Annotated in this window: 15 protein-coding genes; 12 read left to right on the forward strand and 3 right to left on the reverse strand. The window is 66.7% G+C overall.

Going from position 1 to position 21,855, the window contains the following annotated elements; all coding sequences use genetic code 11:
• The first annotated feature begins 23 nt into the window (after positions 1-23).
• The 12 genes from xdhA to IM543_06180 all read left to right on the forward strand — a co-directional run bounded on the left by xdhA (position 24) and on the right by IM543_06180 (position 19,096).
• Complete coding sequence (gene xdhA / locus IM543_06125) at positions 24-1,520, forward strand: xanthine dehydrogenase small subunit (protein ID QOY95436.1); 1,497 nt, start codon at positions 24-26, stop codon at positions 1,518-1,520.
• Positions 1,517-3,877 carry a xanthine dehydrogenase molybdopterin binding subunit gene (xdhB, locus tag IM543_06130; protein QOY95437.1) on the forward strand — a complete coding sequence of 787 codons (2,361 nt, stop codon included), beginning with the start codon at positions 1,517-1,519 and terminating at the stop codon, positions 3,875-3,877. The genes xdhA and xdhB overlap by 4 nt, the downstream gene beginning before the upstream one ends.
• Complete coding sequence (xdhC, locus tag IM543_06135) at positions 3,877-4,950, forward strand: xanthine dehydrogenase accessory protein XdhC (GenBank protein ID QOY95438.1); 1,074 nt, start codon at positions 3,877-3,879, stop codon at positions 4,948-4,950. The genes xdhB and xdhC overlap by 1 nt, the downstream gene beginning before the upstream one ends.
• On the forward strand, positions 4,950-6,257 hold the full coding sequence (gene guaD / locus IM543_06140) for a guanine deaminase (protein QOY95439.1): 1,308 nt from the start codon (positions 4,950-4,952) through the stop codon (positions 6,255-6,257). The genes xdhC and guaD overlap by 1 nt, the downstream gene beginning before the upstream one ends.
• Before the next feature lie 230 nt (positions 6,258-6,487).
• A complete protein-coding gene (locus IM543_06145) occupies positions 6,488-7,999 on the forward strand; it encodes an adenosine deaminase (protein ID QOY95440.1) in 1,512 nt (503 codons plus the stop codon).
• A 523-nt stretch (positions 8,000-8,522) separates the two neighbouring features.
• Complete coding sequence (locus IM543_06150; GenBank protein ID QOY95441.1) at positions 8,523-11,933, forward strand: TonB-dependent receptor; 3,411 nt, start codon at positions 8,523-8,525, stop codon at positions 11,931-11,933.
• Positions 11,934-12,130: 197 nt separating this feature from the next.
• Positions 12,131-13,825: a bifunctional metallophosphatase/5'-nucleotidase gene (locus IM543_06155; GenBank protein ID QOY95442.1), complete on the forward strand. Its 1,695-nt coding sequence runs from the start codon at positions 12,131-12,133 to the stop codon at positions 13,823-13,825.
• 47 nt (positions 13,826-13,872) lie between these two features.
• Positions 13,873-14,934 (forward strand): S1/P1 nuclease, encoded by a 1,062-nt coding sequence (locus tag IM543_06160; protein ID QOY95443.1) that lies wholly within the window; start codon positions 13,873-13,875, stop codon positions 14,932-14,934.
• Positions 14,935-15,015: 81 nt separating this feature from the next.
• Positions 15,016-16,227 (forward strand): efflux RND transporter periplasmic adaptor subunit, encoded by a 1,212-nt coding sequence (locus IM543_06165; protein QOY95444.1) that lies wholly within the window; start codon positions 15,016-15,018, stop codon positions 16,225-16,227.
• Between the two features lie 4 nt (positions 16,228-16,231).
• Positions 16,232-17,434 (forward strand): ABC transporter permease, encoded by a 1,203-nt coding sequence (locus IM543_06170; GenBank protein ID QOY95445.1) that lies wholly within the window; start codon positions 16,232-16,234, stop codon positions 17,432-17,434.
• The gene (locus tag IM543_06175; protein QOY95446.1) at positions 17,427-18,140 is read left to right on the forward strand and encodes an ABC transporter ATP-binding protein; all 714 of its coding nucleotides are present in this window, start codon (positions 17,427-17,429) and stop codon (positions 18,138-18,140) included. Before IM543_06170 ends, IM543_06175 begins: the two co-directional genes overlap by 8 nt.
• A 95-nt stretch (positions 18,141-18,235) precedes the next feature.
• The gene (locus tag IM543_06180) at positions 18,236-19,096 is read left to right on the forward strand and encodes a MipA/OmpV family protein (protein ID QOY95447.1); all 861 of its coding nucleotides are present in this window, start codon (positions 18,236-18,238) and stop codon (positions 19,094-19,096) included.
• A 74-nt stretch (positions 19,097-19,170) separates the two neighbouring features.
• Here the strand turns inward: IM543_06180 and IM543_06185 are convergent, their stop codons facing one another.
• The 3 genes from IM543_06185 to IM543_06195 form a co-directional block, all read right to left on the reverse strand.
• On the reverse strand, positions 19,171-19,554 hold the full coding sequence (locus IM543_06185) for a hypothetical protein (protein ID QOY95448.1): 384 nt from the start codon (positions 19,552-19,554) through the stop codon (positions 19,171-19,173).
• Between the two features lie 394 nt (positions 19,555-19,948).
• Complete coding sequence (locus IM543_06190) at positions 19,949-20,512, reverse strand: PEP-CTERM sorting domain-containing protein (GenBank protein ID QOY95449.1); 564 nt, start codon at positions 20,510-20,512, stop codon at positions 19,949-19,951.
• A gap of 377 nt (positions 20,513-20,889) precedes the next feature.
• Positions 20,890-21,855, reverse strand: coding sequence for an ABC transporter permease (locus IM543_06195; protein ID QOY95450.1), 966 nt, complete (start codon positions 21,853-21,855; stop codon positions 20,890-20,892).

Here is a 21,855-nt window from a genome sequence, read left to right on the forward strand (position 1 = left end):
GTGAACCAACAGACGAGAGTGCGATGCCAGAGCCGATCCGATTTTATTACCGTGGCGCCGTCCAGGAAGTGCGGGATGCGGCGCCGACGCAGACCATTTTGCAGCACCTGCGCGAGGACCTGCATTGCACCGGCACCAAGGAAGGCTGCGCCGAAGGCGACTGCGGCGCCTGCACGGTAGTGATCGGCGCGCTCGAGGACGGCAAGCTCGAACTCAAGGCGGTCAATTCCTGCATCCAGTTCACGCCCACGCTCGACGGCAAGGCCCTGTTTACGGTCGAAGACCTGCAGGCGCCCGACGGCACGCTGCACCCGGTCCAGCAGGCGCTGGTCGAGTGCCACGGCTCGCAGTGCGGCTTCTGCACGCCGGGCTTCGCGATGTCGCTGTGGGGCATGTACCTCAAGCAGGAAGGCCACGGGCCTTCCGGGCGCCAGCCCTCGCGCTGCCAGATCGACGACGCCTTGTCGGGCAACCTGTGCCGCTGCACCGGCTATCGCCCGATCATCGACGCGGCGCGCCGCATGGTCGAGCTGCCCCCGGCGGCCTTTGACCGCGCCGCGCTGGCCGAGCGCCTGCGGCAGCTGCAGCGTCCCCACGGTTTCACCTACGAAGCACAGGGCGGGCGCTTCCACGCCCCGCGCACGCTCGACGAGCTGGTGCGGCTGCGCAGCGCATTCCCGTCGGCGCTGCTGCTGGCCGGCTCGACCGACGTCGGGCTGTGGGTCACCAAGCAGATGCGCGCGCTGGACGACATCATCTACCTCGGCCAGGTCGATGCGCTCAAGCAGGTCGCCGCGTCGGGCGACACCCTGGACATCGGCGCCGGCGTCACGCTCGACGATGCCTACGCGGCCGTCTGCCGTCATTATCCCGACGAGCTGGGCGAAATGTGGCAGCGCTTCGCCTCGCTCCCGATCCGCAATGCCGGCACCCTGGGCGGCAACGTGGCCAACGGTTCGCCGATCGGCGACTCGATGCCCTGGCTGATCGCCCTGGGCGCCCGGGTGGTACTGCGCGGCGCCGCCGGCGAACGCGTGCTGGCGCTGGAAGACTTCTATCTCGGCTACCAGCAGAAAGACCTGCAGCCGGGCGAGTTCGTCCAGAGCGTGCGCATTCCGCTGAAGGCCGCCGGCCTGCGCTTCCGGACCTATAAACTGGCCAAGCGCTTCGATCAGGACATCTCGGCCGTGTGCGCGGCCTTTGCCATTACCCTGGAAGGCGAGGCCGTGGCGAGTGCGCGCATCGCCTTCGGCGGCATGGCCGCCACCCCCAGGCGCGCCGCCGCAGCCGAAGCGGCGCTCATCGGCCAGCCCTGGAACGAGGCTGCGCTGCGCGCCGCGATGGACGCGCTGGCCCGCGATTACGCGCCGCTGAGCGACATGCGCGCGTCCAGCAGCTACCGCATGCAGGCGGCGCGGAACCTGTTGCGCCGCTTCTGGTTCGAGACCCGTCTCGACAACCCGCTGCCGCCCGGCGCCGTCACTGCCTTCGCCGCGGGCGCCCGAGGAGAACCGACATGAACGACGCAGGCACCCCCATCCTCGACACGGCGCAGCAGGCCGGCTGGACCGAAGTCGGCCGCGCACGGCCGCACGAATCCGCCGTGCTGCACGTACTCGGCCAGGCCACCTATACCGACGACATTCCCGAAACGGCCGGCACGCTGCACGCGGCGCTCGGCCTGTCCGGCCGCGCCCATGCGCGCATCCTCGGCATCGACCTCGAACAGGTCGCGGCCAGCCGCGGCGTGGTGGCGGTGCTCACCGCGCGCGACATCCCCGGCCTGAACGACTGCGGCCCGATCATCCACGACGACCCGATCCTGGCCGATGGCCTGGTCCAGTACGTGGGGCAGCCGATCTTCATCGTGGTCGCCGACAGCCACGACAACGCGCGCCGCGCCGCCCGACTGGCCAGGGTCGACTACGACGACCTGCCGGCCATCCTGAGCCCGCAGGAGGCGCGCGCCGCGCAATCCTACGTGCTGCCGCCGATGCGCTTGGCGCGCGGCGACGCCGAAGCCGCGTTTGCCCGGTCGCCCCATCGCGTCAAGGGCGAGCTGTACGTCGGCGGCCAGGAGCAGTTCTACCTCGAAGGCCAGGTCGCCTACGCGATTCCCGGCGAAGACCGCGGCATGCACGTGTACTGCTCGACCCAGCACCCGAGCGAGATGCAGCACGTGGTGGCGCATGCGCTGGGCCTGCATTCGCACCATGTAAGCGTCGAGTGCCGCCGCATGGGCGGCGGCTTCGGCGGCAAGGAATCGCAGTCGGCCCTGTGGGCCGCGGCCGCCGCCATTGCGGCGCTGCGCACCCGCCGCCCGGTCAAGCTGCGCGCCGACCGCGACGACGACATGCTGGTCACCGGCAAGCGCCACTGCTTCCATTATGAATACGAGGTCGGCTACGACCCTGAAGGGCGCATCGTCGCCGCCAGGGTCGACATGGTCACACGCGCCGGCTACTCGGCCGATTTGTCCGGCCCGGTGGCGACGCGCGCGGTCTGCCACTTCGACAATACCTATTATTTGTCCGACGTCGAGATCCGCGCCGCCTGCGGCAAGACCAATACGCAGTCGAACACCGCCTTCCGCGGCTTCGGCGGGCCGCAGGGGGCGATCGCGATCGAATACGTGATCGACGAGATCGCGCGCAAGCTGGGGCGCGACCCGCTCGACATCCGGCGCCTGAATTTCTACGGCCGCAGTGGCGCCGACGAGCGCAATGTCACCCCCTACGGCCAGGTCGTGGTCGACAATGTCATCCACGAGCTGGTGGCCGAGCTGGAAGAAAGCAGCGACTACCGCGCGCGGCGCGCGGCGATCGACGCCTTCAACCGCGGCAGCCCGGTGCTCAAGAAGGGCCTGGCGCTGACCCCCGTGAAATTCGGCATCGCCTTCAACGTCACCCACCTGAACCAGGCCGGCGCGCTGGTGCACGTCTACGTCGACGGCTCGATCCTGGTCAACCACGGCGGCACCGAGATGGGGCAGGGCATCAACACCAAGGTGATGCAGGTGGTCGCCCACGAACTGGGCGTGGACCTGGCGCGCGTGCGCGCCACCGCCACCAATACCAGCAAGGTGGCGAACACCTCGGCCACCGCCGCCTCGACCGGCGCCGACCTGAACGGCAAGGCGGCGCAGGACGCCGCCCGCAAGATCCGCGAGCGCCTGGCCGCGTTTGTCGCGGCCGAGTTCGGCGCCGACGCGTCCGAGGTCCGGTTTGCCGACGACACCGTGTTCGTGGCCGGCCAGCTGCTGCGCTTCGGCGAAGTGGTGGCCAAGGCCTACCTGGCGCGGGTGCAGCTGTGGTCGGACGGCTTCTACGCCACGCCCGGCCTGCACTGGGATCCGAAGACCATGAACGGCAATCCGTTCTCGTATTACGCCTACGGCGCCGCGGTGTCGGAAGTGGTGGTCGATACGCTCACCGGCGAATGGAAGCTGCTGCGCGCCGACGCGCTCTACGACGCCGGCAACTCGCTCAACCCGGCCATCGACATCGGCCAGGTCGAGGGCGCCTTCATCCAGGGCATGGGCTGGCTCACCACCGAGGAGTTGTGGTGGAACGAGAGCGGCGCCCTGAAGACGCATGCGCCCTCGACCTACAAGATCCCCGGCGTCTCGGATTGTCCGGAAGACTTCCGCGTGCGCCTGTTCAAGAACCGCAACGCCGCCGACAGCATCCACCGCTCCAAGGCCGTGGGCGAGCCGCCGCTGCTGCTGCCGTTCTCGGTGTTCTTCGCCATCCGCGATGCGATATCCAGCGTCGGCGGCCACCGGGTCAACCCGCCGCTGAATGCGCCGGCCACCTGCGAAGAAATCCTGCGGGCGGTGGCGGCCGTCGAAGCTGCCGCCCCGGCTGTGGGTAGCTGATGAACGACTGGTTGCCAAGCGCGCTGCAGGCGCCGGCAGTGCTGGTGACGGTCGCCCGCGTCGAGGGCTCCGTGCCGCGCGAGCCGGGCGCGCGCATGCTGGTCGAGGCGGCCGGCTTTCGCGGCACCATCGGCGGCGGCCACCTGGAGCAGCGCGCGCTGGACATCGCGCGCGCCATGCTGGCGCAGGGCGGCGCGGCGCATATCGAGCGCTTTCCGCTGGGCCCCAGGCTGGGCCAGTGCTGCGGCGGCGTGGCCTGGCTGGCGTTTGAATTTGCCGATGCAGGGCAGCTTGCGTTGCTCGACCGGCGCCGCAACGAAGATACATGGCGCGTGGTTTTCGTAGGGTGGGCGGCTTCGCCGCCCGCGCGTTCAACGAAAGATGATGACTCGGCTGAGCTTGAGCTGGCTGAACGCGCGGGCGGGAGACCCGCCCACCCTACAACGACGATCGTCGACCGCAGCGGGCAAGTACTGGCCGGCGCAGCTGTTCCCGCATTCGAGCGCAGCCCGGGCACCCACCTGTTCCAGGACGAGCTCGGCCGCCAGTGGCTGCTTGACGCCGTCCTCGCCCCGCGCGCCCACCTGCTGCTGTTCGGCGCCGGCCATGTCGGCGCGGCCATCGTCCGGGCGCTGGGCGAGTTGCCCTGCCGCATCACCTGGGTCGACGAGCGCGACGACCTGTTCCCGCCCGCGCTGCCGCCCAACGTGACGGTGGAAGCGACCGACACGCCCGAGGCCCTTGTTGAAAAGGCGCCACAGGGAAGCACTTTTCTCGTCATGACACACAGCCATGCACTTGACCTGCGGCTGTCGCACGCGATACTGTCCCGCCCCGGCGCCCAGGATTGGTTCGGCCTGATCGGCTCCGATACCAAGCGCCGCCAGTTCGAGCACCGCCTGCGCGAACGCGGCGTCGACGATGCGCGCCTGGCCGCCATGGTCTGCCCGGTCGGCATCCCCGGCATCGAGGGCAAGGCCCCGGCCGTGATCGCGGCCTCTGTGGCGGCCCAGCTGCTCACCGTCTGGGAAGCAGCAGCCCGCCAACCCGAAGTTTCACCGGAATTGAACTAATGTCCAGCGCACCGCAAAACGTGCAAGCCTACCGTGCGAGCTTGCTGCATTTTCACGCCGACCCGGCTTTCCACGACCACGCCCACGCCTGGCACGAGGACGGCCTGCTGGTCGTCGAAGACGGCCGCATCAAGGCCGCGGGCGACCATGCCGCCCTGGTCGATACGCTGCCCCCGGGGGTGACGCCGCACGACTACCACGGCCAGATCATCACGCCGGGCTTCATCGACACCCACCTGCATTACCCGCAGACCGACATGATCGCCTCGCCCAGCCCCGGCCTGCTGCCCTGGCTGGAGACCTACACCTTCCCGACCGAGCGCCGCTTCGCCGACCCGGCGCACGCGCGCGCCACCGCCGAGTTCTTCCTCGACGAACTGCTGCGCTGCGGCACCACCACCGCCGTGGTGTACTGCACCGTCCATCCGCAGTCGGTCGACGCCTTCTTCGAGGCCAGCGAAGCACGCAATCTGCGCATGGTGGCGGGCAAGGTGCTGATGGACCGCCACTGTCCGGACTTCCTGCGCGACCTGGAGGGCGGTGTCGGCGCCAGTGCCGACCTGATCGAGAAGTGGCACAAGCGCGGCCGCCAGCTGTATGCGATCACCCCGCGCTTCGCCCCGACCTCGACCGACGCGCAACTGCGCGCCACCGGCGAACTGGCCAAGGCTTACCCGGACACCTTCATCCAGACCCACGTCTCGGAAAACAAGGACGAATGCGCCTGGGTGGGCGAACTGCATCCGCAGGCGCGCAGCTACCTGGACGTGTACGAGCGCTTCGGCCTGATGCGCCCGCGCGCCCTGTTCGGCCACTGCATCTGGCTCGACGACGAGGACTTCGCGCGCATGGCGGCCACCGGCTCGGCGGCGGCAATCTGCCCGACCTCCAACCTGTTCCTGGGCAGCGGCCTGTTCGACTTCGAGAAGGCGGACGGCGCGCGGACCTTGCTCTCGCTCGGCACCGACGTCGGCGCCGGCACCTCGTTCTCGATGCTGCAGACCATGAACGAAGCCTACAAGGTGGCGCGCCTGAAGGGCAGCTACCTGCCGGCCGTGCGCATGTTCTACCTGGCGACCCTGGGCGCGGCGCGCGCCATGGGGCTGGAAGGCACGATCGGCAGCTTCACGCCCGGCGCGGAAGCGGACTTCATCGTGCTCGACCCGGCCGCCACGCCGCTGCTGGCGCGCAGGACCAGGCAGCTGGAGTCGCTGGAAGAGCTGCTGTTCGCGCTGGCGCTGCTGGGCGACGACCGCGCCGTCAAGGCGACATATTCTGCCGGCAAGCAGGTACACGTCCGCGCGTAGGGCGGGCCGACCACGAAGGGCGGCTTGGCCGTCCGCGCGTTCACATCACGGCGATGCTGACTGCGCGGCTATGCGTGAGCTGCCTGAACGCGCGGGCGGGAGACCCGCCCACCCTACGAAAACCGATCCTCGCCCGGATGGCCATATTGCAAACGCCAACCCAAGCAGTTAGAGTTGCGCGGTCCAAGCCGGCGTATTCCGGCGATCAACCGCACCAGAAAGTCCGATCCATGACCAAGAAACTGACCGGCGGCGTCCTGCTCGCCGTCGCCCTCGCTGTCGCCGCCGCCCCGCAGGCCATGGCCAAGCGGCCCGCCGCAGCGACCAGGACCAGCGTCAACGAAGCCGCCACCGCCCGCCATTACGCCAGCCTGGTCGCCGGCGAGCCGAAGCTGTCCGAACTGACCCTGTTCTTCACCCAGATGCCGAAGGGCGGCGACCTGCACCACCATTATTCGGGTTCGGTCTACGCCGAGACCTACGTCGACTTCCTCGACAAGCAGGGCTACTGCGTCGACAAGCAGACCTACCGGATCGAGACCAGGAAAGAGCTCGTCGAGGCCGAGCGCGCCAAGCCGCGTGAACAACGCAACTGCCTCTCCACCGCCGAAGTCTATGCCGACGACCATACCTACCGCGAACTGCTGCAGCGCTGGTCGACCAAGGACTTCGCCAACCACGGCGCGATGCAGCCGCCGCCCGACCGCAGCTTCTTCCAGACCTTCGGTTTCTTCGGGCCGGTGTCGAACGCGAACTTCCGCGAAGGCCTGCAGGAGCTGAAACAGCGCGCGATCCTGGAAAACGTCGGCTACATCGAGACCATGTTCAAGATGTCGCCCTTCGTCGTGAACCAGGACTTCGACACGCAGGCGTGGCGCAACGCCAGGGACGACAAGGCCTTCGACGCCCAGATGGGCGCCTGGCTGGCGGTGCTGGAACAGGATGCGGGCTTCCGGAAATCGGTGGAGGACTTCGTCAACCGCATCCATGAAGCGGCCGAAGGCATCGACGACGAGCGCTTCACCATGCGCTACCAGACCTATGTGCTGCGCCTGCTGAACCCGTCGCAGGTGTTCTCCTCGATGGTGTCGGGCTTCAAGGCCGCGGCCATGAGCGACAAGATCGTGGGCGTCAATATCGTCGGCCAGGAAAGCACCATGGTCTCGATGCGCGACTACGCGCTGCACATGAAGATGTTCCGCTTCCTGAAGTCGCGCTATCCGGAAGTGAAGGTGGCGATGCACGCCGGCGAGCTGGCCCTGGGCGATGTGCCGCCGGAAGGCCTGAAGTTCCATATCGACCAGGCCCTGGTGGTGGCCGGCGCCGACCGCATCGGCCATGGCATCGACCTGGCGCACGAAACCAATGCGCAGGCCATCATGGCCAAGATGCGCAAGGACGACATTCCGGTCGAGGTCAATCTCACCTCGAACGCCTTCATCAGCGGCATCGAGGGTGCGAACCACCCGGTCACCCTGTACCGGCAATATGGCGTGCCTTACGTGATCTCGACCGACGATGCCGGCGTGACCCGCCATACGCTGTCGAACGAGTATGTGCTGTTCGCCAGCCGCTACAAGCCGAAGTATGCCGAGCTGAAACGGACCTCGTACAACAGCATCCGCTACGCCTTCCTGCCGGTAGCGGAAAAACAACGTCTGACCCGTCAGCTGGACCAGCGCTTCGCCATTTTCGAGGCAAAGATGGCCGATCTGGCCAAGAAACAGGTAGCGTCGAAATAAGGCGGCGGCAGGGCGCTCCCCAGGTCGTGGTGGAGCGCCTTGCAGTTACTGGCAGGCGGTAACTTCTTGATTCAGCATTAGCAATCATTCATCTTTTGTGGCCTTCCCGCTACAAAAAAACCTCTTCCCTCGACGGTTTGGCGAAATTCTTACTAAAAAAATTTCGCCCAGGAATGCCGCCTTTATAATCCCGCCTTGTAAATTTGCTGGGATTTCCCTCGGTCTGTAGCGTATTCACAACGCGTTGACGCGCATTTATACGACAAACGTATGAATAGCGAAGCCAAAACGAATTTGCCGGTTTATTAACGCTCATGCATATTGACGTTTGATTTCCATAAAGCATTCGTCGTTTTAGGGCTCGGCGCCGCGTCATGTCGTTGAAATACTTGCACGCTACACTTGCCGCCGCTAGCCGGCAGGCCCGCCGGCGCACCATGCAGCAAACCAGAATTGCAGTACTTGTAAGAGAGGGCAACCGTCGGCTGCCCGTTATAACTATTAGTTCATTTTGGGGTTATCAATGATCACTCAACAACAGATCCGGCTCACGAAACTGGCGCTGGCTTTGTCGGTTGCGTTGGCTGCCACGCCGGCCTTCGCACAGAACACCACCTCGGCCATCGGTGGCCGTATCTCGGCCGCCGACGGCAAGCCCGCAGTCGGCGCCCAGGTGCAGATTGTTCACGCCGAGTCCGGTTCTGTCAGTAATGTCACGACCGACGCGGAAGGCCGTTATGTTGCGCGCGGCCTGCGTGTAGGCGGTCCTTACACGATCATCATCACCAAGGATGGCGTCACCGAGCGCCGCGAGAACGTGTTCGTCGAGCTGGCCGAAACCGCCGCGATCGACGCGACCCTGGGCCAGGCCATGCAGACCGTGACCGTGACCGGTTCGGCAGCCCGCTCGGAAATCTTCTCGAACCAGTCGATGGGCGCCGTCACCAGCATCTCGCGCGCCGACCTGGAAACCCAGGCATCGATCAACCGCAACCTGCAGGACTTCGCCCGTCTCGATCCGCGCGTGTCGCAGACCGACAAGGACCGCGGCGAGATGTCGGTGGCCGGCCAGAACTCGCGCTACAACTCGATGACCATCGACGGCGTGGCCGTGAACGACACCTTCGGCCTGGAAGCCAACGGCAGCCCGACCGCCCGCCAGCCGATCTCGATGGAAGCGATCGCTTCGGTGCAGGTGAACGTCGCCAACTACGACGTGACCCAGCGCGGCTACACCGGCGCCAACGTCAACGCCGTCACCAAGTCGGGTACCAACGTGTACCACGGCGGCGCCTACTACGTGACCCGCGACGACCGCCTGGTCGGCAAGCGCTTCAACCAGACCACCGAAGAATACTTCGACGCGCCGGAATTCAAGGACAACACCAAGGGCCTGTGGGTCAGCGGCCCGCTGGTCAAGGACAAGCTGTTCTTCTTCGCCCTGGCCGAAAACTACGAGAGCAGCCGTAACGGTCCGGAATTCGGCGCTATCGGCACCGGCACCGGCACCACCATCGGCATCAGCCCGAACCAGATCAGCCGCATCCAGGAAATCGCCCAGTCGCGCTACGGCTTCGACATCGGCAGCACCGAAGTGCCGGCCGGTACCAAGATGAAGTCGGAAGAGCGCATGCTCAAGCTCGACTGGAACATCAGCGACGACCACCGCGCCAACCTGCGCTACTCGAAGACCTCGCAGAATGAGCCGATCTTCCCCGGCTTCTCGAACAGCGGCGTGTCGCTGAGCTCGTACTTCTACAACCAGGACAAGAGCATCGAAACCCTGGTCGGCCAGGTGTTCTCGGACTGGACCGAGAACCTCTCGACCGAATTCAAGATCTCGCAGCGCGACTATGACTCGCAGCCGATCACCGCGTCGAAGCTGCCGACCATGTCGTTCCAGTTCAGCGGCCCGCTGCCGTCGGACGCGCCGGCAGGCACCCGCACCGGCAACCGCTTCCTGAACACCGGTACCGAGAACAGCCGCCACAACAACGTGCTGGGCACCAAGACCCTGGACATCTACGCAGGCGCGAACTACCTGTGGGGCGACCATGAGTTCAAGGTCGGCGCCGACTACACCTCGAACGAGGTGTACAACGCCTTCCTGCAGAACGTGTTCGGCAACTACACCTTCGCATGCGATAACAACTTCAGCTACACCTTCGGTTCGATCAACTGCGCCACCGCCAGCGCGGCCCAGATCGACGCCGCGATCTACGAGAACTTCTCGCGCGGCCGCCCGACCTCGTACACCGTGCAACTGCCGGTGGCCGGCGGTTCGCTGAACAATGCGATCGCCCAGTTCACCATGAAGAACACCGGCGTGTTCCTGCAGGATAACTGGACCGTCAACAAGAACCTGACCGTCAGCGCCGGCGTGCGCGTCGACGTGACCGGCGTCGACCGCAGCCCGCTGCGCAACGCCGCCGTCGCCCAGGCCGCCATCGGGGGCAATGCCGCCACCTTCGCCCGCCAGACCGGCGGCTTCGGTGTCGACAACACCCAGACCTTCGACGGCAACAAGCTGTGGCAGCCGCGCCTCGGCTTCAATTACAAGATCGACGCGGCACGTCCGACCCAGTTGCGCGGCGGCGTTGGCCTGTTCCAGGGCGCGGCGGCGACCGTGTGGATGTCGAACCCGTTCTCGAACCCGGGCGTGGCTACCCGCACCATCACCTGCTCGGGCTCGGGCGCGAACCGCTGCCCGTCGACCGACGGCCTGTTCACGCCTGACGTGAATGCACAGAAGACCGTGACCGGTTCGACCCCGTCGGCCAACGTCGACGTCCTGTCGCCGGACCTGCGTCAGCCGTCGATCTGGAAGGCCAACCTGGCATTCGAGCATGAGCTGCCGGTCGGCGGCCTGGTGTTCGGCGCCGAGCTGCTGGCGACCCAGAACAAGGATGCGATCTACTACCAGAACCTGAACCTGGGCGCGCCGACCCGCATCGGCAAGGACGGCCGCGAGCTTTACTACAACGCCAACGGCCTGTCGGCGAACTGCTACACCTTCACCAACAACTCGGCGGGTACCGCGACCGGCTGCCAGAACACCACCCGCGCGCTGTCGAACCTCAGCTATGGCAACGTGCTGCTGGCCAAGGGCACCGACAAGGGCGATGCCCAAGTCCTTACCTTCTCGCTGACGAGCCCGACCCGCAAGGGCTTCGGCTGGTCGGTGGCCTACTCGCACTCGAACGCGTCGGAAGTTTCGCCGCTGACCTCGTCGACCTCAAACTCGAACTGGTCGGGCCGCTCGGTCTTCAACCCGAACGAGGAAGTCGCCTCCAACTCCTCGTACCTAGTGAAAGAGCGTATCAATGCCCGCCTGTCGTGGGAGAAGCGCTTCTTCGGCAACTACCGCACCCGCCTCGGCGTCTTCTATGAAGGCCGCGAAGGCAAGCCGTACAGCTGGACCATCAACAACGACCTGAACGGCGACGGCCTGGCCGGCAACGACCTGATGTACATCCCCTCGGCCGAGGGTTCGGGTGAAGTGGTGTTCTTTGGCGACACCGCGACCAACAAGAGCAACGAGGCGCGCTTCTGGGCTGTGGTCAATGCCAACGAAGTCCTGCGCAATGCCAAGGGTGGCGTGGTTGGTCGCAACACAGCCTTCTCGCCGTGGACCAACAGCTTCGACGTGAAGATCACCCAGGAACTGCCGGGCTTCTTCGGCAAGCACAAGGCCAGCTTCGCCCTCGATATCCTCAACTTCGGTAACCTGCTGAACAAGAAGTGGGGCCGTATCGAGGAAGTCGGTTTCCAGTCGGCCGGTGGCCAGGCACGCAGCTTCGTCGACTACGTCGGCCTGGATGCGCAGGGCCGCTACGTCTACGGCGTGCGTAACAACGTGGAAGACCTGAACGTCCGCCAGAACAAGGGCGAGTCGCAGTGGGCCATCCAGGCAACCTTCAAGTACGAGTTCTAATCCGCTCGCTTGATGGCATCCCTGTGATGTAAGAACGGCCGGTGGCGACACCGGCCGTTTTTCATTGGGTGAAGGCCGCCGTTTTTTGCGCCGTTTTTTGCGTCGGTTCCGGCGCTGTAAGGATGGCCGCCGACCCTGACCCCATGTGATAATGCGGAGGGCCTTGCCGGCCGTCCTTCCTTGATCGAGAACATTCCATGACCGTTTCCCTGCGTGCCCCGGCACGACTTTCCTGCGTCGCGCTGGCCGTCGCCATGTCACTTGGCCTGGCCGGCTGCGCCAGCACGGCCGGCCGCGCGCCGGTGGCCATCAACATCGTCGCCATGAACGACTTCCACGGCAACCTGGAGCCGAGCCGCTTCGCGCCGACCAATCCGGACGGCAGCAAGGCGCCGGCGATCCGCGCCGGCGGCGCCGAGGCCGTGGCCGCCGCGCTGCAGGCCTGGCGCAAGGAAGACAAGGACCTGCTGTTCGTCTCGAGCGGCGACCTGGTCGGGGCCAGCCCGGCGATGTCCTCGCTGTGGGCCGACGAGCCGACCATCGAGGCCATGAACATGCTCGACCTGCGCGTGAGCGCGGTCGGCAACCACGAATTCGACGCTGGCCGCAAGGAACTGCTGCGCCAGCAGCACGGCGGCTGCGATTCGCCGCGTCCGAACAAGGCCTGCCAGATGGCCAGGGACTACGGCGGCGCGAAGTTCACCTACCTGGCCGCCAATGTGGTCGACAGCGCCACCGGCAAGCCCTTCATTCCGGGCTACCGCATCGAGGAGACCAAGGGCATCAAGGTCGGCCTGGTCGGCGTGGTGCTGCAGGACACCCGTTCGGTGGTGATGGCCTCGGGGATCGCCGGCCTGACGTTCGGCGACGAGGCCGAGGCGATCAACCGCGCGCTTCCCGAGATGCGCCGCCAGGGCGCGGACGTGATCGTGGCGCTGGTGCACGAAGGCGGCACCACGGTCGATCATCCGACCCGTCCCGGCTGCACCAACCTGAAAGGCCCGGTCGTCGACATCGTCAGGAAGCTCGACCCGAGCATCCGCCTGGTGATCACCGGCCACACCCACCAGAGCTACCTGTGCAAGGTGGACGGCCGTACCGTGACCCAGGCCTCGTCCTACGGCCACATGCTGACCCGCATCGGCATGCAGGTGGAGAAGGGCGCCGGCGCCGTCGGCGAGATCCGCGTCGAGAACGTGTTGATGAAGGCGGGCGCCTACCCGGCCGACCAGAAGATGGCCGCCTTCATCGCCAAGGTCAAGGACAGCAGCCGCGCCGCGCTGGGCCGCCCGGTGGCGCGCCTGGCCTCGGCGCCGGTGCTGCGCAAGCAGAACGAGGCCGGCGAAGCGCCGCTCGGCAACCTGATCGCGGACGCGGTGCTGGCGGCCACCCGCAACGTCGGCGCGCAGATCGGCTTCATGAACGAAGGCGGCATCCGCAAGGACCTGGAAGCGGGCGAGGACAATGTGGCGGCCTTCGGCCAGGCCCAGGCCGTGCTCCCGTTCGGGAACACCCTGGTCGTGATGGACCTGAGCGGCGCCCAGATCCGCGCGCTGCTCGAGCGCCAGTGGAAGGAAGGCGCGTCGGGCGCCTCGATGCTCCAGGTGTCGAACGGCTTCAGCTACACCTGGGACGCCAAGCGCCCGGTCGGCAGCCGCGTCACCGCCATCACCCTGGACGGCCAGCCGCTGGTCGATGCCAGGACCTACCGCATCGTCGCCAACAATTTCCTCGCCGAAGGCGGCGACAATTTCCCCGAATTCGGCAAGGGCACGAACCGCCTCGAGACCGGACTGCTGGACCTCGACGCCTTCACGGAGTACCTGCGCAACAACGCAGGGCAGGGCGCAGCGCTGGCCCCTGTCGCGCCACGCATTATCAAGGCACAATAAACAAAACAGACGCGAGGGCGCGGCCCCCGTTCCAACCAAGGATGAGCATGAAAAAACTAGCATGTGTACTCGCGCTGACCAGCGCCTTCGCGTCGTTCGACGCCGCAGCCTGGGGCCGTGACGGCCACAAGGCCGTGGGCGCCATCGCCGACAAGCTGCTCAAGGGCAGCTACGCGCAGAAGCAGATCCAGGCGCTGCTGCTGCCGGGCGAGTCGCTCGAGTCGATCGCCAACTGGGCCGACTGCGTCAAGGGCACCTACTGCGGTCCGCAGACCACGGAGATGGTCGACTACGTCAACGGCAACCCGAAGCACAGCGAGTACCACTACACCGACGTGCCGTTCCAGCTCGAGAAGTACCACGACCATGGCGTGGGCACCTCGGAAGTGGACATCGTCCAGACCCTGAAGCAGTGCATCGCGGTCCTGCAGGGCAAGACCGATCCGGCGCTGAACCCGCACAAGTTCACCAGGCGCCAGGCCCTGATCCTGCTGACCCACTTCGCCGGCGACATCCACCAGCCGCTGCACGTGGGCGCGGCCTTCGTGAGCAAGGACGGCAAGTTCGTGGTGCCGAAGACCCATGCCGAAGTGGACGAGACCGCGATCTTCGATTCGCGCGGCGGCAACAACCTGCTGCTGGACGACGCCAAAGTCAGCGCGCTGGCCGATGGCCTGATCGGTCCGGGCCAGCCGGCGCCGGTGCGCGAAGGCGTCCCCAAGGCACTGACCAAGCCCTTCCACTCGTACTGGGACAGCACCACGGTCGACTATGCCTTCCGCCGGATCCAGACCAAAACCCCGGACCAGTTCGCCGCAGCGGCGATCGCCGGCAACCCGCAGGTCGCCAAGGCCCAGGGCGATCCGATCACCTGGCCGGTCCAGTGGGCGGACGACGCCCTGGTGGTGGCGAAGCTGGCCTACCAGGATGTGGTGCCGGGCAAGATCACCCCGCAGACCAGCAAGAAGGGCGACACCTACTACACCTTCGCGCTGGAAGTGCCGCAGAACTACCCGGTGCCGAGCTCGGCAATCGCCAAGACCCAGCTGATCAAGGGCGGATACAACCTGGCGGCGCTGCTGCAGGCGATCTTCCCGGAAAAGTCCTGAGCATCCGGTGCCGATGAAACACGCTAACTTTCATCGGCACTGTTTTCAACCCCGACCCTGCCGCCTGTGGCGGTTCATACGATGAAACGCCGTCTCGTTCGTATCGCACTGGCCGTGCTGGTGCTCGCCGCGCTGGCCTGGGTGCTGCTTGCCAGCCTGCGCGGTCCGGCCCTGGCCGCCTACCAGGTGGCGGCGGGGCCGCTGGTGCAGACCGTGGTCGCCACCGGCCGGGTGGCGGCGGTGTCGCGGGCGCAGGTCGGCAGCCCGGTGACCGGCGTGCTGGTCGAGCGCCGCGTGCAGGAGGGCGACCGGGTCCAGCCCGGCGACGTGCTGGCGGTGGTGCGTGCCGACGAGCTCGAAGCTGCCATGCGCGAAGCCGAGGCGGCGCTGGCCCAGTTGCAGCAAGCTACCCGCCCGCAAGCCCAGGCCGGCCTGCGTGAAGCCGAAGCGCGGCTGGCCCAGGCGGGCCGCGAAGCAGGGCGCCGGCGCGCGCTCTACCAGAAGCAGATGATCACCCGCGAAGCGATGGAGCAGGCCGTCCAGGCCGAGACCGTGGCCCGTACCGCCGTCGAGCAGGCGCGCCTGAATGTCCGTGCGCTCGCGGCCGGCAGTCCCGGCGAGGCCCTGGCGCGGGCCCGGGTGGCCAGCGCCAGGGCGCAGCTGGCGAAAACCACCATCCGCGCCGAAGTCGCCGGCACCATCCTCACCCGCGACGCCGAGCCGGGCGACCTGGTCCAGCCGGGCCGGGTGCTGTTCGAGATCGCCCGTGCCGGCGACACCGAGATCATGGTGCCGGTGGACGAGAAGAACCTCGAAGTGCTGGCCCTTGGCCAGGCGGCCGTGTGCATCGCCGATGCCTTCCCGATGCAGCCGTTTCCGGCAAGGCTCAGCTTCATTGCCCCCGCCGTCGATCCGCAACGCGGCACGGTCGACGTGCGCCTGGCCGTACACCCGGTGCCGGGCTTCCTGCGCCAGGGCATGACGGTGTCGGTCAACATCGAAACCGGCCGGCGCGCGCGCGCCATCGTGGTGCCGAACGACGCCCTGGTTTCCACCGAAGGCAGGCAGAGCGAGCTGTGGCTGGTCTCGGATGGCCGCGCCACGCGGCGCCGGGTGGCGCTCGGCCTGCGCGGCCTGACCCGGACCGAGGTCACCTCCGGCCTGCGGGCCGGCGACTGGGTGCTGGCCGATGCCAGAACCACGCTGGCGCCCGGCGCGCGCGTACGCGTCGTGCCGGCCGCGCCCGGCGCCGACGCCGCGGTGCGCAAGGAATTGCCGGTCAAGCTGGACTGATGCCATGTGGATCGAGTGGACCATCGCCACCCGCTTCCTGCGCGAAGGGCGGGGACAAAGTCTCCTGATCCTGGTGGGGATCGCCGTGGGAGTCGCGGTGATCGTCTTCCTCACCGCCCTGATCACCGGGCTGCAGGCCAACATCATCGGCCGGACCCTCGGCACCCAGGCGCACATCAAGGTACAGCCCACCGAAGAGCGCAACCGCATCCTGGCGCCGGCGCCGGGCAGCACGCAGTTGCTGCTGGAGAGCAAGCGCGCCCAGCGCCTGCGTTCGATCAACAACTGGCAGGGGGTGCGCGACGTGCTCGATACGCTGCCGCGGGTCACCGCGGTGTCGCCCCTGATTTCCGGCCCGGCCTTCGCGCGGCGCGGCGAAGCCTTGCAGTCGGTGGCCCTGGTCGGCATCGACCCGCCGCGCTACCTGCGCATCATTCCCGTCAAGGACGACATCGTCGCCGGCAGCTTCCGGGTCGGCGCCGGCAACGCGGTTATCGGCAAGCAGCTGGCAATCGACCTCGGCATGCGGGTGGGCGACAAGCTGCGCCTGGACGGCGGCCAGGGCCGGGACAGCGTGGTGAATGTGGCCGGCATCTTCGAGCTCGGCGTGCGCGAGCTGGATGCGCGCTACGTGTACCTGGACATGAAGCAGGCGCAGTCGTTGCTCGACCTGCCTGGCGCCGCGACCATCATCGACGTGACCGTGGACGACATTTTCGAGGCGCAGGCGGTGGCCGCGCGCATCGCCCGCCTCACCGGGCTGAAGGCGGAAAGCTGGATGGAAACCAATGCCCAGCTGATGAACGCGCTGCGCTCGCAGAGCCTCTCGACGCGCATGATCGGCGTGTTCGTGGCCTTGAGCGTGGCGCTCGGGATTGCCAGCGTGCTGTCGGTGAGCGTGGTCCAGCGCACGCGCGAGATCGGCATCCTGCGCGCCATGGGCACCACGCGCGGGCAGATGTTGCGCGTGTTCCTGGTCCAGGGCGCGCTGTTCGGCCTGGCCGGCTCGCTGCTGGGCGGCGCGGCCGGCTATGGCCTGGTGGCGGCCTTCAATATCTTCGGGCCGAAACTGTTTTTCATCCCGGTGGACCCCTGGCTGCCGGTGGCGGCGGCGGCACTGGCAACCCTGACCGGCACCCTGTCGGCGGCCATACCGGCACGCCGCGCCGCCGCGCTCGACCCGGTGGAGGCGATCCGCCATGTCTGAGCGCGATAGCCACCAGGAAGTACTGCGCCTGCAGGGCCTGCGCAAGAGCTACAACGTCGGCAAGCCGACCGAGGTGGAGGTGCTGCATGGACTCGACCTGTCGCTGCAACGCCGCGATTTCGCGGCGCTCGTCGGGGCATCGGGATCGGGCAAGAGCACCTTGCTCAACCTGATCGGCCTGCTGGACCGGCCCAGCGCGGGCGAGCTGTTCCTGCTGGGCGAGCCCACCAGAAACATGAGTGATGCCCGCCGTACCGCGCTGCGCGGCAGCACGGTCGGCTTCGTGTTCCAGTTCCATCACCTGATCCAGGCCTTCACGGCGCTCGAGAACGTCCTGATGCCGCTGATGGTGGCCACCGGCAAGCCCACGCCGGCACAGCGCGAACACGCACGCGGACTGCTGGCCCAGGTCGGCCTGGCCGGATTCGAAGGCCGCAAGCCGGACCAGCTTTCCGGCGGCCAGCAACAGCGCGTGGCCGTCGCGCGCGCGCTGGTCACCCGTCCGGCCCTGCTGCTGGCCGACGAGCCGACGGGCAACCTCGACACCCGCTCCGCCGCCGAGGTGTTCCAGCTGTTTCGCCGCTTCAACCGCGAGTTCGGCTGCGCGGTGCTGCTGGTCACGCACGATCCGCGCCTGTCCGAACAATGCGACCGCACCATCACGCTGGTGGACGGGGTCATCGACAAGGACGAACTCGCCGGCTGACGCGTGGCGGCCGGCAGATGGCGTGCGCGGCGCGTCCGCCGGCCGGTCTTGATAGAATCCCGCTCAACGACGACCAACGACCCCACCGGACCGACATGATCCCCACCACCAAGGCCGCCGCGTGCGCCGCCTGCCTCTTTCTGCCGCTCGCGGCCGGCGCCCAATCCAGTCCCGAACGCCATCTCCCCCTGTGGGAAATCGGCATTGGCGGCGCCGCGCTCTCGACGCCGTCCTACCCGGGTTCGGACGAGCGTGAGTCGCGCGTGCTGGTGTTTCCGAACATCGTCTACCGCGGCGAAATCCTGCGCGCCGACCGCTCCGGCATCGCGGCGCGCCTGTTCAGCAGCGACCGCGCCGAACTCGACGTGGGTTTCGCCGGCGCCCTGCCGTCCGATTCGGACGACGTGGACGAACGGGCCGGCATGCCCGACCTGGGCCCGCTGGTGGAGTTCGGCCCGCGCCTCAAGCTGCGCCTGGCGGACCTGGGCAACAATCGCCGGCTGCGGGCGGAGTTTCCCTTGCGCGCCGTGATCGAAGCGCGCGGCGGCCTGCACGGACGCGGCTACACCTTCGAACCGCGCCTGGCCTACGAGATGGCGGGCGAACGCAGGCTGTGGACATTGGAGGCCAATGCATCGGTGGTGCTGGGCGACCGCCGCATCAACCGCCACTTCTACGAGGTGGCGCCTCAGTACGCCACGGCGGTACGTCCGGCCTACACGGCGGACGCAGGACTGCTCCTGACCCGCCTGGGCCTGTTCGGCTCGAGCCGCATCAACCAGGATGTACGCCTGTTCGGCTATCTGCGTTTCGAGAGCTACCAGGGGGCGGCGAACCGCGACAGTCCCCTGCATGTGAAGAACAGCGGGGTCTCGGGCGGAATAGGGGTGATGTGGACCTTCAAGCGCTCGGCGGCGCGGGCCCGCGGAGGAGAAACGGTCGATCCGAGCCTGTAAGCACCGTGCGGGGCCGCACGGCAGGGGGGCAGCGATACCCGGGCGGCGCATGACGCGCCCGGGTTGGCGAACACTTACTTGGTGCCGCCGTCCTTCGCATCCTTGTGCGAGGACTTCTTGTCATGCTTGGCTTGCTTGTCCTGCTTGGCGTCGGCCTTGTCGGCTGCCGCGGCCGCGCTTGCCGGCGTTGCCGGGGTGGCCGGCATAGCCGGGGAAGCCGCGGTGGCCGCGGTCGCGCCGGTGCCGCCGGTGGTCGACGACTCGGTCGTGACCGTGGTGTCGGTCGCTGCGCCTGCCTCGGTCGCCGGAATGGCCGGGGTAGCAGGCGTGGCGGGCATGGTTGCGGTGGTGGCGGTCGGAGGAGTTGCCGCGGTTGCCGGCGTGGCCGGGGTGGCGGTCTGGGCGAATGCCGAGGTGGCGGACAGGGCGACGATCAGGGTAGCAATGGTGTGCTTCATGGGATAAATCCTTTCTGATTACGGTTCTGGCGTACGTTTATCGTGTCACCTAGGCATTCAACGGGCCGCGGATGAACGCTGTTGACCGTCTTTACAAAGCCTTACGGTAGTCACAATTGCTAACAAGTTCGGCAATAAGCCGTGGCGAAGGGCAAGAGCGCGGCGCGTCAGGGTTTGCGTTGGAGGCAGTGGAGGGGGGCAGGCCGAAGGCCTCAGGCCGCCACCTGCGGGTGGCTGGGCTAGCGGAGCGAGCGTCGCTCGGGGAGAACAAAGGCGCGCACCAGCTGCCCCGGCCTTCAGGACAGCATGGCGTCGCAGCGCGCAGGCGCGGCATCGGGGCCGGGCCGGCGCGTCATCGCTCGCGGGCGCAGCGCCCGGAGCTGGAAATGCAGTATCAGGCCTGCTTCTTGCGGCGCGCGGCGACCAGTCCGGCCAGGCCCAGGCCGATCAACAGCACCGAGGTAGGCTCGGGTACGGCGCTGCCCGCAGCCTTGACCGACCATACGCCGCTGATATAAGCGTTGGTGTTGTAGTCGTAGGTGTTGTAACCAGCAACGCCCTGGCTGTACGCATACAGCTCGCGCTGAGGAATGCTGACGTCGTGGAAGTAATTGGTGTAGCTGTAGCCGCTTGGATAGTCGGCGTCGATGAACAGGAAATTGTTCTGCAAGCCATCGAACGAAGCGACGCCGCCACCCGACTGCCAGCTCCAGCCGCCCCACTGGTTGGTGATGCTCGACGCGTACAGGCTACCGCTGTTGTTGAAGGCGACCCCATTGATGAACGCGGAGATGTTCGACAGATCGGTGATCAGGTTGCCGTTTGCGGTACCGGTAAAGCTGCCGTTGACCACGACGCCATTGCTGAAGGTGTATTGGTAGTCATAGATGGCGCCGGCATGGGCTGGTGCAGCGAAGGCTGCAGCGATCAAGGCTGCGATGTTGATCAGTTTGTTCATTGTGCTTTTCCAGGAATGGTTATTCTTGCCTCCTCTGTAGCATTTTCCGTGCCACAGGTTTTTTTCTTTATTAATCAATCACCTGTGTAATTTCTCGCATAATTTCCCAGTCGAATGTAATCTTTCCCGAAAAAAATCTAAGTTTCCAGGAAACACAAAGCGCGTTGGGATGTCCATATGCGACATCGAGCGCGGCGAGGGCGGCTTCAGGCCGTCTGCCTCGTGCCGGAAACCTCACCAACGTAGGTCGTTGACCTTGTTCATGTAAGAAATCTCGACATGCGAAGCGTGCGGCGGTCAAGGTGACGGTTACACGTACTGGACGGTTCAAAAAAAAGGCCTGCAGCGATGCAGGCCTGTATTCGTCCAGTGATGGATCAGCGCGATTTGACGAAAGGCTTGCCCAGCGCCTTCGGCGCCACCGATTTGGCCATCAGGCCGGCCAGCACGATCACGGTCAGCACGTAAGGAATCATCTGGATCAGCGCGCCCGGAATGCGGCCCACCACCGGCAGGTCGACGCCTTCGATCTGAACTTGCACGGCGCCGAAGAAGCCGAACATCAGGCAGCCCAGCACCGTGTGCAGCGGACGCCAGTTACCGAACACCATGGCGGTCAGCGCCAGGTAGCCGGCGCCGGCGGACATGTCACGCAGGAAGAAGCCGCTCTGCACGATCGACAGGTAGGCGCCCGAGAACGAGCACAGCACGCCGGCGATCAGCATCGCGGTGTAGCGGGTGCGCTGCACCGAGATGCCCGCCGCGTCGGCCGCATGCGGATTTTCGCCGCAGGCGCGCAGGCGCAGGCCGAAGCGGCTGTGGTAGAGCACCCAGTGCACCAGCGGCAGCAGCAGGAAGGCGAGGTAGACCAGCGCCGTCTTGCCGCCGATCACGCTGCCGTACAGCCAGCCGATGAAGGGGAGGTCGGCCACCGCCGACATGCCCGGCAGCACGATGTCGGTCAGGCGCGCTTCGCCCAGGTCCGGGGTACGGCCGCCCTGCTGGAAGAAGTACTGGGCCACCACGAAGGTCAGCCCGCTCATGGCGATGTTGATCGCCATGCCCGCCACCAGCTGGTTGCCTTTCTGGGTGATCGACACGTAGGCCTGCACCATGGCGAGGACGCACGAGGCCAGGATGCCGGCGGCGATGCCGAGCCACGGGTCCTGATAGCTGTAGGCGACGCCGGCCGACACGAAGGCCGAGGCGAGGATCTTGCCCTCGAGGCCGAGGTCGATCACGCCGCTGCGCTCGGCGAACAGGCCGGCCATGGCTGCGAAGATCAGGACCGGCGCATTACGGATCGTCGAGACGACGATACTGGCTAATTGAAAGTCGTCCAT

Origin of the sequence: Massilia sp. UMI-21, assembly GCA_015277795.1 — a bacterium.
GTDB lineage: Bacteria > Pseudomonadota > Gammaproteobacteria > Burkholderiales > Burkholderiaceae_D > Telluria.

Bases quoted from the DNA above. Each gene is read 5' to 3' on its own strand.
- IM543_06190 (QOY95449.1), bottom strand. From the start codon at position 20,512: ATGAACAAACTGATCAACATCGCAGCCTTGATCGCTGCAGCCTTCGCT.
- xdhA (QOY95436.1), top strand. From the start codon at position 24: ATGCCAGAGCCGATCCGATTTTATTACCGTGGCGCCGTCCAGGAAGTG.
- IM543_06185 (QOY95448.1), bottom strand. From the start codon at position 19,554: ATGAAGCACACCATTGCTACCCTGATCGTCGCCCTGTCCGCCACCTCG.
- xdhC (QOY95438.1), top strand. From the start codon at position 3,877: ATGAACGACTGGTTGCCAAGCGCGCTGCAGGCGCCGGCAGTGCTGGTG.
- IM543_06180 (QOY95447.1), top strand. From the start codon at position 18,236: ATGATCCCCACCACCAAGGCCGCCGCGTGCGCCGCCTGCCTCTTTCTG.
- guaD (QOY95439.1), top strand. From the start codon at position 4,950: ATGTCCAGCGCACCGCAAAACGTGCAAGCCTACCGTGCGAGCTTGCTG.
- IM543_06150 (QOY95441.1), top strand. From the start codon at position 8,523: ATGATCACTCAACAACAGATCCGGCTCACGAAACTGGCGCTGGCTTTG.
- IM543_06195 (QOY95450.1), bottom strand. From the start codon at position 21,855: ATGGACGACTTTCAATTAGCCAGTATCGTCGTCTCGACGATCCGTAAT.
- xdhB (QOY95437.1), top strand. From the start codon at position 1,517: ATGAACGACGCAGGCACCCCCATCCTCGACACGGCGCAGCAGGCCGGC.
- IM543_06160 (QOY95443.1), top strand. From the start codon at position 13,873: ATGAAAAAACTAGCATGTGTACTCGCGCTGACCAGCGCCTTCGCGTCG.
- IM543_06170 (QOY95445.1), top strand. From the start codon at position 16,232: ATGTGGATCGAGTGGACCATCGCCACCCGCTTCCTGCGCGAAGGGCGG.
- IM543_06165 (QOY95444.1), top strand. From the start codon at position 15,016: ATGAAACGCCGTCTCGTTCGTATCGCACTGGCCGTGCTGGTGCTCGCC.
- IM543_06145 (QOY95440.1), top strand. From the start codon at position 6,488: ATGACCAAGAAACTGACCGGCGGCGTCCTGCTCGCCGTCGCCCTCGCT.
- IM543_06155 (QOY95442.1), top strand. From the start codon at position 12,131: ATGACCGTTTCCCTGCGTGCCCCGGCACGACTTTCCTGCGTCGCGCTG.
- IM543_06175 (QOY95446.1), top strand. From the start codon at position 17,427: ATGTCTGAGCGCGATAGCCACCAGGAAGTACTGCGCCTGCAGGGCCTG.